The organism is Paenibacillus glycinis (assembly GCF_009909185.1).
Taxonomy (GTDB): Bacteria; Bacillota; Bacilli; order Paenibacillales; family Paenibacillaceae; genus Paenibacillus_Z; species Paenibacillus_Z glycinis.
In genome coordinates this window covers 40940-52213 of the sequence record NZ_JAAAMV010000028.1, presented here as the reverse complement: position 1 = coordinate 52213, position 11274 = coordinate 40940, and the positions used below count along the sequence as shown (strand labels likewise).

Here is an 11274-nt window from a genome sequence, read left to right as displayed (position 1 = left end):
GAAACTTCTTGGGAAAGGCATCTTTGCGAGCAAAAACTAGCTTCGGAAGCATAAGCCAAGTTTTTGCGATACGACCAGAGCTACATCCTCGCGAGCAAAACTCGCTTCGGAAGCATATGCCCAAGTTTTTGTGAAACTATTTGAAAAAGCATCATCGCAAGCAAAAACCAGCTTCAAAAACATAAGCCAAGTTTTTGCGCAAGCGCTCGCTACAACGTATATTGCTGGCCGCGGATCACGCGGGCGGCGATGCTTCGCTTGAGCGCGACGGTATCGTCCAGCGGCGCTCGCATCAGCTTCTTCAGCACGGCGAGCTGCGTTTGGAGCGCGTCGCCCGTTTCCAGGGCGGACAAGGCCGTCTTCGCGTAACGCTCGATGCGCTCCATCGCTTCCTGCACGAACACGACCGTCATGTCGACGGCATTGCGGGTGCGGGCGGAAGCCGCGGATTCGGCGCCTGCGGCACCGGCGCGCTGCAGCATTTTGCGGGTGCGCAGCGCGGCGCTTTCCATTGCGAACGTCTGGATCATCATGTCGGCGAGCAGGCACAGCACCTCCTGCTGCTGCTCCAACGCCAGCCCGTACCGCTGCACCGCGAGGCCGCCGACGGCGAGAAAGGTCCGCTTGGCCTGGCCGATGCGGTACGTTTCCTTGCCGAGCGGCGCGTCGAAGGACGGAAGCGGCATCGGCTGCAGCAGCTCCGCCTGCAGGGCCCGCGCTTTGCGCAGCAAAGGCAGCTCGCCCTTGAGCGCCTTCTTCATCAGCGTGCCGGGGATGAGCATCCGGTTGATCTCGTTCGTGCCCTCGAAGATCCGGTTAATCCGGGAATCCCGGTAGATCCGCTCCACCTTGTAATCCTTGATATAGCCGTACCCGCCGTGGATTTGAACGGCTTCGTCCGCTACGTAATCGAGCGCCTCCGTCGCGAACACCTTATTGATGGAGCATTCCAGCGCGTACTCGGAGATCGCCTTGGCCGCCCGGGCGCCGGATTCGCCCGCGCCGGTCTCGCCGTCCCGGGACTCGGTGGCCTGCAGCATCTCGTCGATCCAGCCGGCCGTGCGGTACACCATGCTTTCCGTGACGTAAGCCGCGATGTTCATGTCCGCCAGCTTCGCCCCGATCAGCGGAAAGGACGCGATCGGCCGGCCGAACTGCTTGCGCCCGCTGGCATACTTGGCGGCGAGCCCGACCGCTTCCTTCGCGCCGCCGACGCAGCCCGCGGCCAGCTTGAAACGCCCGATGTTCAGAATATTGAACGCGATGATATGGCCTTTGCCCACCTCGCCGAGCACGTTCGCGACCGGCACCGGGGTGTCGTCGAAGAAGATCGGGCAGGTCGAGGACCCTTTGATGCCCATCTTGTGCTCCTCCGGCCCGATGCTGAAGCCCGGCGAGCCCCGTTCCACGATGAAGGCGGTAAAATGGTCCCCGTTCACCTTCGCGTACACGATGAACAGGTCGGCGAACCCGGAATTCGTGATGTACAGCTTGGAGCCGTTCAGCACGTAATGGGTGCCCTCGGGATTCAGCCTCGCCGTCGTCCGCGCCCCGAGCGCATCGGAGCCGGATGCGGGCTCCGTCAGGCAGTAGGCCGCGATTTTCTTGCCGGCGGCCAGCTCGGGCAGGTACCTCGACTTCTGCTCCGTCGAGCCGAAGAATACGATCGGAAGCGTGCCGATGCCCACGTGCGCGCCGACGGAGAGCGCGAAGGAAGACGCCTCGGCCAGCGTCTCGGCCAGCAGCGTCGAACTGACCTTGTCGAGACCGAGTCCGCCGTACGCTTCCGGCACGTCGGCGCCGAGCAGGCCGAGTTCCCCGGCCTTGCGCATCAGCTCCACGGTCAATGTATAATCCAGCGCTTCGATCTCCGCGTCGCGGGGACGGATCTCGCCCTCGAGAAAAGCGCGGGCCGCTTCGCCGATCATCACTTGTTCCTCGGTGAAATCCTCCGGCGTGACAATGTCTTCCGGCGCCATGTCCTCCACTACGAACCGGCCGCCCCAACCTTTGTTCTGCGCCATACCGATGCCTCCTTTCTCTGTAAAGCGGGAGATGCGATGTAGGAATGCGCGAATGATGCTCGAAGAATGCCTGCCTCGCTCCATGCCACGTCGGCGTTGGCGAGAGTCGGCAGGTCAAGACTAGCGGACCAAGGATAGAACGTGAGGTTCAACCGAATCAGGCATGGTTGTTCGTTCCGGTTACGGCTCCGCCGAAAAGACGCCGGCTGCTCCCATGCCTCCCCCGACGCACATCGAGACGATGCCGGTTCCGCCGCCGCGCCTCCGCAGCTCGTGGATCAGCGAGACGGACAGCTTCGCGCCCGTGCAGCCGAGCGGATGGCCGAGCGCGATCGCGCCGCCGTTGACGTTCACGATCGCGGGATCGATGCCGAGCTCCCGGATGATCGGCAGGCATTGCGCGGCGAACGCTTCGTTCAGCTCGACGAGATCCACCTGCTCGAGCGCGAGATTGGCGCGGGCGAGCGCTTTGGGGATCGCCTCGATCGGACCGATGCCCATCACCTCCGGCGCTACGCCGGCCACGCTATAGGCGCGAAATGTCGCCAGCGGCTTGACGCCGAGCCGTTCCGCGCGCTCCCGGCTCATGACGACGACCGCGGCTCCGCCGTCGTTCATCGGCGAAGCGTTGCCCGCCGTCACGGAGCCTTCCCGGGCGAAGGACGGCTTCAGCTTCGCCAATACCTCCGGCGTCGTATCCGCGCGCACGCTTTCGTCCTGGTCGAACGTAAACGACTTGGCCCACGGCCTGCCGTCGTCGCCGACGCCCTCCCGCCGGATATGCAGCGGGACGATCTCCTCGCGGAAGCGCCCTTCGGCAATCGCCCGTGCCGCCTTGCGATGGCTCTCGGCCGCGAACGCGTCCTGCGCCTCGCGGCTGATGCCGTAGCGCCGGGCCACCTCCTCGGCCGTGTGGCCCATGCCCATGTACACCTCCGGCATGCTGTCAGCGATGCCGGGATGCGGCGAAAGCTTGAAGCCGGTCATGGGGACATGGCTCATGCTTTCGACGCCGCCGGCGAGGACGACGTCCGCCTCGCCGAGACGGATCCGTTCCGCGGCATAGGCGATCGCCTGCAGCCCGGACGCGCAAAACCGGTTGACGGTCACGGCCGGCGTCGCAACCGGAAAGCCCGCATACAGCGTCATGATGCGGGCGAAGTTCAGCCCCTGCTCGCCCTCGGGCATCGCGCAGCCGATGACGACGTCCTCGACATCGGCGTACTCCAGCCCAGGCACGCGGTCGACGGCCGCGCGCAGCACGGCGCGGCCCAGATCCTCGGCGCGCGTGTCGGCCAGGCTGCCCTTCTTCGCTTTGCCGACGGCGGTGCGGACCGCCGATACGATCACGGCATCCCGCGGATTTCGTGCAGCGCTCATGGATGGGTTCCTCCTTTAGGGGTTGGTTTGAATACAGGATAGAAGATGCGCGATCCGTTCGATGCAAGCCGCCCCTAATTGCGCAGCGGCTTTCCGGTCGTCAGCATATGAGCCATGCGCGCCTGCGTCAGCGGCTCGCCGCACAGGCTGAGGAACGCCTCGCGCTCCAGATCGAGCAGGTACTGCTCGCTGACCTCCGCGCCCGGCGGCGCGTCGCCTCCGGCGAGCACATGCGCCAGCTTGCGGCCGATCCACACGTCGTGCGGCGTCGCCATCCCGCCGAGTCGCATATTCTCCACCGCCAGCTGCAGCACGGCGCGCCCTTCGCGGCCCGCCACGCGAATCCTCCGGCCCGCGTCGGGCGGGACGTATCCTTCGCGGTCCATCGCGAGCACGGTCCGTTTCGCTTCCGCCGTCCGCGATTCGCCGCGGATGACGACGCGATCCTGCGGCCGCATGAAGCCGAGGCGGGCGACGTCGAAGCCGCTCGTCGACGTCTTGGCCATCGCGATCGTCTCGAACATCGCGTTGATCTGCGGCTGCAGGTCGCCGCCCGCGCCGGCGCGGGCATCCGCGAGCGCGGCCGCTTCCTTGCACCCGCCGCCGGCGGGAATGAGGCCGACGCCGGTCTCGACGAGGCCGAAATACGTTTCCGCCGCGAACACGATCCGGTCCGCCGGCAGGCAGGCTTCGACGCCGCCGCCGAGCGTCATCCGGTGAGGCGCCGCCACGACGGGACGATCGAGGCGCTTGAGCGTCAGCATGCTGTTCTGGAACAAGGAGATGATGTCGTCGATCTCGTCGAAATCGCCGTTTTGCGCTTCGAGCAGGAGCATCGTCAGATTCGCGCCGACGCAGAAATGCCGTCCCTCGTTCGCGACGACGAGCCCGCGCCAGTTGCGGCCGACCTCCTCCGCGCTTTGCCGGATCGCGGTCAGAATGTCACCGCCGATCGCGTTGTTCGGCGAGTGGAACACGAGTCCCGCGACGTCGTCGCCCAGGTCGAGCAGGGAGGCGCCGGCGTTGCCGAGCACGGTTTTGCCGGAAGCCTTGAGCGCCTGGAGCGAGATGACGTCCCGTTCTTCCTCCAGCTGCCGGTATTCGCCGCGGTTCACGTAGAAGCGCAGCGAGCCTTCCTGTTTATAGAAGCTGCGGTTGCCGGCGGCGAGCCATTCCTCCAGCCAGCCCGGAATCTCGTCGCCCTCCGCCCGCATGCGCTGGACGGAACGCTCCAATCCGATCGCGTCCCACAGCTCGAACGGTCCCAGCTCCCAATTGAAGCCCCAGACCAACGCGCGGTCGATGTCCGGAATCGTGTCCGCGACGACGCCCAGCTGCCGGGCCGAATACAGCAATACCGTCTTGATCGCCTGCCAGGCGAACCGGGCATAGCGGTCGTTCGGCTCCGTGAACAGCAGCGCCTTGACCTTGGCGGCGGCGCCCTTGGCGGCCTTGGCCGCTTCGATGACCGGCGAATTCACGCTCCGCCGCGGCGCGTACGTCAGGGTATCCGGCTGCAGCGTCTCGATGTCGCTGCGCCCGCCGGGACGCTTGATTTTGCGGTAAAAGCCGCTTCCCGCCTTCTCCCCGATCCACCCGTTGGCCACGAGCGCCTCCAGGACCGGCGGTCTCGCGAACGCGTCGCGCTCCGAAGGATCCTCGCTTCGTTCCCGCACGTTGTCCAAGACGTGCAGCAGCGTATCCAATCCGACGAGGTCCAGCATCCGGAACGTGGCGGTCTTCGGCCGGCCCATGGCCGGACCGGTCAACGCGTCGACCTCGTCGACGCCGAGCCCGAAGGCGCGCATCGCCTCGATCGTCGTCAGCATGCCGTACGTCCCGATCCGGTTGGCGATGAAATTCGGCGTGTCCTTGGCAAGGACGACGCCTTTGCCGAGCTGCTGCTCGCATATCGCGGCGAGCCTGCTCAGCGTCCCGGCCGCCGTATCCGGACCCGGCACCAGCTCGACCAGCTTCATATGGCGCGGCGGGTTGAAAAAGTGCGTCACCGCGAACTGCTTCCGGAACGCCTCCCCGCGCCCCTCGGTCATCGCCGCCACGGACAATCCCGACGTGTTGGACGAGACGAGCGTGCCCGGCCGCAGCACGGATTCGACGCGGGCAAAAACGCTCCGCTTGACGTCCAGCCGCTCGACCACGGCCTCGACGATCCATTCCGCCTCGCCGAGCCGGCCGAGATCGTCCTCCAAATTGCCGGCCGCGATGCGATGGATGAACGAAGCCTCGTACAGCGCGGGCGGCTCTTGCTTGGCAAGCTTGGCGAGGCTGGCCGCGGCCAGCCGGTTGCGGACGGCCCGGTCCTGCAGCGTCGCCCCGCTCCTTGCTTCCTGCTCGGTCAGCGATGCCGGCGGCACATCCAGCAGCAGCACGCGAATGCCCGCATTGGCCAGCTGGGCGGCGATGCCCGCCCCCATCACGCCCGATCCAATGACGGCCGCGCGGCGAATCGCCGGCGACGGCGTCGATCGTTCTCCCACACCGTTCCCTCCTTCGTAGTGAATTTGCCGCATGGCGCGGCGATGCCGGCTGGCGCTTGACGATAGCGGCGGCAGCCGGGGGCCAAACTGTATGCATAGCCGAGAATCGACGCATCCCGTGATTTGGCGATAGCCGTATGGCGCTGGACCGTGGCCGTCTCGGCGGTCATGTACGGCACTAGGTACCGTTCAGCTCCGTACCTACGGGGCCAACAGCCGACCGGCAAGCACCGGCCGGCTGTTCGTTCCGCCCTTCATTACCGTCCGTCGCCGAACACGCTCTCGGCGAGCAGCTCGGCGACGTCCCGCGCGCGGACGCCGGATTCGGCGTCGTGCAGCTTGATGCCGTCCTCCATCATCGTGAGGCAGTACGGGCAGGCGGATCCGATCACCGTCGGGGACGTTTCCAGCGCCTGCGCCGCGCGGGCTTCGTTCACGCGCACGACGCTGCGCTCCTCCATCCACATCAGGCCGCCTCCCGCGCCGCAGCACAGGCCGTTCGCGCGGTTCCGCTCCATCTCCAGCAGCTTCACGCCGGGAATCGCCCGCAGCAGCTCCCGCGGCGCGTCGTACACGCCGTTGTAGCGGCCCAAGTAGCAGGAATCGTGATAGACGACCCGCTCGCTCACCGTATGCGAAGGCGTCAGCGCCCCCTCCGCGACCAGCCGGGCCAGCAGCGTCGTGTGATGCTCCACCGCCACCGACCGCGCGAGGCCGAAGTCGCCGTATTCGTTCTTCAGCGCATTGAACGTATGCGGGCAAATCGTGACGATGCGCCGGATGCCGTAACGCTGGAGCGTGGCGACGTTTTCGGCGCACAGCGTTTGGAACAATAGCTCGTTGCCCAGGCGCCGCGCGGTATCGCCGGAATTCTTCTCCTCGCCGCCGAGGACGGCGAACGGCACGCCGGCTTCCTGAAGCAGGCGCACCACCGCGAACAGGATCTTGCGGCTGCGCTGGTCGTACGCGCCCATCGTGCCGGCCCACAGCAGCAGCTCCGGCTGTTCGCCGCGTCCGGCCGCGTCCCGCATCGTCGGCACCGGCGGCGCATCGGGAACGGCCGCTTCGTAGGCCGCAAGCCATGACGCGCGCTCCGCGCGGGGCAGTCCCCACGGATTGCCCTGGCGCTCGATATTTTGCATGGCGCGCTGCGCTTCGGACGGGACGCGGCCTTCCGTCAGGACGAGGTAACGGCGCATGTCGATGATTTTGTCCACGTGCTCGTTGCCGACCGGGCATTGGTCCTCGCAGTTCCGGCAGGTCGTGCACGCCCACAGCTCCGACTCCGTCATCACGTCGCCGATCAGCGCGACGTCCGTCGCCGCCGCGTCCGCCTGCGCATGCCAAGCCTGCTTCTGCGCCGTCATGGTCGGCTCGATGGTCGTCCGCGCGGAGCCGCCGCCGGACCACAGGGGCACCGTCCCCGACATCACGTGCGCGCCCGTTTCCCCGCTTCCGCCGAAGGCCGGCACCCAAGGGGACTTCGAGGTGATCGCGGCGCCTTTCTCGGTCAAATGGTCGCGCAGCTTGACGATCAAATGCATGGGGGACAGCAGCTTGCCCGTGGACGAGGCCGGGCACACGTTCGTGCATCTGCCGCACTCGACGCAGGCATAGAGGTCGAGCAGCTGCTTGCGCGTGAACTGCTCCACCGCCCCGACCCCAAACGACTCCGCCTCCTCGTCCTCCAGATCCAGCGGCGCCAGCCTGCCCGGCGGCGTCCGGCGGCGCAGCCACAGATTGACCGGCGCGGTGAAGATGTGAAAATGCTTCGACTGCGGCACGTACACCAGAAATCCGAGCAGCACCGCCAGATGCAGCAACCAAAACACTTCGTACAGGACGCCGCCCGCGCCGGACGTCAGCCCGATCTCCCGGAAGCCGTCGGCCAGCGCCGAGGACACCGGGGCGTAGCCGGAGTAGAGCACGTCCCCGCCGCCCTGGCCGGATGGCACCGCTTCCTTTAATCGGTCGAAGGCCTGCGTGAGAAGGACCGTCAGCATCAGTCCTCCGATAAACCAAAGCACGATCGACGGCTTCCAGCCGCGCTTCAGCCGCCGCAGCCGCTCCACGTACCGTCGGAACGTGCCGTAGACAATCGCGAGCAGCACGAGCGTCACCGCGATTTCCTGCGTAAGCACGAATCCCCGGTAGGCCGGATACGGGATCGCCGCGCCCGTGAGCCCTTTCCAAATGATGTCCGCCGCGCCGAATTGCAGCACGATGAACCCGTAAAACAGCACGACATGCATGATCCCGCTGCGAATGTCCTTCAACAGCTTGCGGTGGCCGAATACCTGATTCGCCCAGGCCAGGCTCCACTCGAACCGCGGCGCCGCTTCCGACGCCAGCTTGGCTGCCGTTGCGAACGAGGAGACCTGAAGCATCTCGTCGCGATGGTCGTTCTCGGGGTCCGACGGGTCATGCGGAGGCGGAGGCTTCCGCCGCTCGCTCCGGCCCAGCAGCATGTAGTCCAACCGCCGACGGACCACCGCGTAAAAGCAGGCCAGCGCCGTCAGCGTCAGCAGGGCGAAGAAAAACCATCGGATCGTCAGCATCCAGGCATGATCGCTTAATCCCGCCACAAGGCTCCCTCCTTCCCTCGGAAACGCGGAGTGGTTCAGTATATGTCCGGGCGGTCTTCAACATGTCGCGAAGGGCCGGAACCGGCGGCCGGCGCGGTCTATTTCGAGGGCCAAGTTCATAAGGTAACAGGGGCGGCAGCGGCGCTCGGACGGTATATGCTATCGTATTCGGCGGCCGCGGGACGGTATGACAGCCGCGGGCAATTACAGAACGATCGGGAGGTGTTTCGATACCGATGCAGCTGGTCGTATTGATCAAGCAAACCTTCGATACGGAGGAAAAAATCGCCATCGAAAACGGAGCCGTCGCCGAAGACGGCGTGAAGTTCATCCTGAACCCGTACGACGAATACGCGCTCGAGGAAGCGCTTCGTCTGCGCGAGGTCCACGGCGGCAGCGTGACGGTCGTCTCCTGCGGCAGCGCCCGCGCCGCGGAGGCGCTTCGCACCGCCTTGGCCATGGGCGCGGACGAGGCCGCGCTGATCGCGCAGGACGGGCTCCCGGATGACGGATACGCCGTCGCGGCGCTGCTTGCCGCGGCGGTGCGGGAGCTAGTGCCGGATCTGGTATTGGCGGGCCTGTTCGCCGTGGACCGGGGCGCGGGCAGCGTCGCGCTGCAGGTCGCCGAGCGGCTCGGGCTGCCGCATGCGTCGGCGGCATTGAAGCTGACGGTGGAGGCCGGCTCGGCGGGAGCGGGTTCCGGCAAAGGCGCGGGAGACGCTCCCGCCGGCGCTGCCGGCGCGCAGGCGCCGAGCGGAGCCGCATGGGGCGGCGGCGGAGGTCGAATCGCCGTCGTGGAGCGGGACACGGAATGGGGCGTGGAAACGGTCGCGGTTCCCCTGCCCGCGCTCGTTACGGCGCAGCAAGGGTTGAACGAACCGCGCTATCCGTCGCTGCCGGGCATCATGAAGGCGAAGCGCAAGCCGCTCCGCCAGCTCGGCGCGGCGGAGCTCGGGCTCGGCGCGGACGACCTTGCGCCGCGGACGGAGCGCGTGGCGCTCCTCGCGCCGCCGGTCCGCGCGGCGGGACGCAAGCTGAGCGGCACGCCCGCGGAGCAGGCCGGGCAGCTTGCGGAGCTGCTGCAGCGCGAAGCGAAGTTGTTTTAGTCCCACCTCCGGCAGGGAGCCGTTTCGCCGGTATTGAGCCGGAAGTGTTCGAATGGCGCTAGCCGCTTCGCTCGGTGGGACGCATGCCCGCGCGGGATGCTGGCGCAGCACGCCGGAAGCATCTGGAGCATCTAGAGTTGTTGCGGCCGGAGCTGTTCAACCTTGGGCTGGAATCGGATATTCATCGTTTCTGCGCTAGCGTGTTTCGTAATGACGCTCGCCGCGCCGGCGATCTGGCGGCGCGAGCCGTTTCATAAGAGAGAGGAGGTCATGGAACGATGACCGATACTGCGAATCGAACGGCACTCGTGTATGCCGAGTGCATGGACGGCAAGCTGCGCCGCGTGGCGCTGGAGGCGCTCGGCGCCGCGCGGCGGCTGGCCGGCGACGGCGGCGCCGTGCACGCCGTCGTCGTCGGCGGCGGGCCCGGGGCGGCGCTGCGGGAAGCCGCCGCGGAGCTCGCCGCCCGGGGGGCGGGGGTCGTCCATGTCGTGGACGACCCGGCCCTGGCCGGCTTTGCGCCGGAGGCGTACGCCGCCGCCATCGGCGCCGCCGTTGCCGCGGCGCGGCCGAGCGTGATCGTGCTCGGCCACACCGCGGCGGGGCGCGAGCTCGCGCCCCGCGTGGCCGCCGCGGCCGGCGGCGGCCACGTCGCGGACGTGACCGCCATCGACCTCGGGGACGATGGCGGCGCGGCCGCGGTGTTCACCCGCCCGCTCTACGCCGGCAAGGCGTTCGAGCAGCGGCGGTTTCTGCCCGGCGCGCCGCAGGTCGTTACGGTGCGCCCCAATAATTTGCCCGTCGCGGAGCCGGTCGCGGCCGGCAGCGAGGGCGCGATCGCGGCGCTGCCTTATGCGGCGCCGCCGCTTTGGACCGTCGTCCGCGGCATCGCCCGCAAAGCCGCCGGCACGGTCGATCTCGCCGAGGCGGACATCATCGTCGCCGGCGGCAGGGGCGTGCGCAGCGCGGAAGGCTTCGCGCCGCTCGCCGCGCTGGCCGAAGTCCTCGGCGGCGCGGTCGGCGCCTCGCGCGGCGCATGCGATGCCGGCTACTGCGACTACGCACTGCAGATCGGGCAGACCGGCAAGACCGTTACGCCGAAGCTCTACGTTGCCTGCGGCATCAGCGGCGCGATCCAGCATTTGGCCGGCATGAGCCAGTCCCGCGTCATCGTCGCGATCAACAAAGACCCCGACGCCCCCATCTTCGGCATAGCCGATTACGGAATCGTCGGGGACTTGTTCGAGGTCGTGCCGCTGTTGACGGCGCAGTTCAAACGCATTTTCGAAACGCCGGGCGCGTAACAAGCCCGGCGTTTGCCGTTCGTCCGGATAGAAATTCCCTACTCCCCACTTCCTCGACTAAAGGCGATACCACGTTCAGAACGTGCCCGCCGGAGCATTCGTAACCGAGCCCCAGATTCGTCTGCCGATACGATCGAAGCGAACGCATACCAAGCAATCGTCCTGCGCCAATTTCTACATCCCGTTTCGCTCCCCCGCATATGGACGAGTACTCCGGTACCGCCGTTCGTTTGTGAACGGCATCAAGCACTCGAACACGAGATTGGAAGTGAATTTGATGCAATTATGCAGTAAATGTTGTCTGAATGGTCCTCCATTCAGATATTGATGCCTTTCTACAGCAATTTTACGGCTATTACCGAGCAATCATCGGATAT

At 66.7% G+C, this 11274-nt stretch carries 6 protein-coding genes; 2 read left to right on the top strand and 4 right to left on the bottom strand.

The window, feature by feature from the left end:
• Window positions 1-209: 209 nt before the first annotated feature.
• The 4 genes from GT019_RS26945 to GT019_RS26930 all read right to left on the bottom strand — a co-directional run bounded on the left by GT019_RS26945 (window position 210) and on the right by GT019_RS26930 (window position 8460).
• Entirely contained in the window at window positions 210-2024 is a 1815-nt protein-coding gene (locus tag GT019_RS26945) for an acyl-CoA dehydrogenase family protein (protein WP_161746547.1), read from the bottom strand.
• A gap of 180 nt (window positions 2025-2204) precedes the next feature.
• Window positions 2205-3404, bottom strand: a complete 1200-nt coding sequence (locus tag GT019_RS26940) for a thiolase family protein (RefSeq protein ID WP_161746546.1) — start codon at window positions 3402-3404, stop codon at window positions 2205-2207.
• A gap of 74 nt (window positions 3405-3478) precedes the next feature.
• Window positions 3479-5935 (bottom strand): 3-hydroxyacyl-CoA dehydrogenase/enoyl-CoA hydratase family protein, encoded by a 2457-nt coding sequence (locus GT019_RS26935; RefSeq protein ID WP_161746545.1) that lies wholly within the window; start codon window positions 5933-5935, stop codon window positions 3479-3481.
• 224 nt (window positions 5936-6159) lie between these two features.
• Window positions 6160-8460 carry a (Fe-S)-binding protein gene (locus GT019_RS26930; protein ID WP_235949506.1) on the bottom strand — a complete coding sequence of 767 codons (2301 nt, stop codon included), beginning with the start codon at window positions 8458-8460 and terminating at the stop codon, window positions 6160-6162.
• Between the two features lie 263 nt (window positions 8461-8723).
• On the opposite strand from GT019_RS26930, the gene GT019_RS26925 reads away from it, so the two are divergent.
• Together GT019_RS26925 and GT019_RS26920 are read left to right on the top strand one after the other, a co-directional pair.
• The gene (locus GT019_RS26925) at window positions 8724-9593 is read left to right on the top strand and encodes an electron transfer flavoprotein subunit beta/FixA family protein (protein WP_161746544.1); all 870 of its coding nucleotides are present in this window, start codon (window positions 8724-8726) and stop codon (window positions 9591-9593) included.
• Between the two features lie 278 nt (window positions 9594-9871).
• Window positions 9872-10897: an electron transfer flavoprotein subunit alpha/FixB family protein gene (locus GT019_RS26920; RefSeq protein WP_161746543.1), complete on the top strand. Its 1026-nt coding sequence runs from the start codon at window positions 9872-9874 to the stop codon at window positions 10895-10897.
• Window positions 10898-11274: the final 377 nt, after the last annotated feature.

Bases quoted from the DNA above. Each gene is read 5' to 3' on its own strand.
- GT019_RS26945 (WP_161746547.1), bottom strand. From the start codon at position 2,024: ATGGCGCAGAACAAAGGTTGGGGCGGCCGGTTCGTAGTGGAGGACATG.
- GT019_RS26940 (WP_161746546.1), bottom strand. From the start codon at position 3,404: ATGAGCGCTGCACGAAATCCGCGGGATGCCGTGATCGTATCGGCGGTC.
- GT019_RS26935 (WP_161746545.1), bottom strand. From the start codon at position 5,935: ATGCGGCAAATTCACTACGAAGGAGGGAACGGTGTGGGAGAACGATCG.
- GT019_RS26930 (WP_235949506.1), bottom strand. From the start codon at position 8,460: ATGCTGACGATCCGATGGTTTTTCTTCGCCCTGCTGACGCTGACGGCG.
- GT019_RS26925 (WP_161746544.1), top strand. From the start codon at position 8,724: ATGCAGCTGGTCGTATTGATCAAGCAAACCTTCGATACGGAGGAAAAA.
- GT019_RS26920 (WP_161746543.1), top strand. From the start codon at position 9,872: ATGACCGATACTGCGAATCGAACGGCACTCGTGTATGCCGAGTGCATG.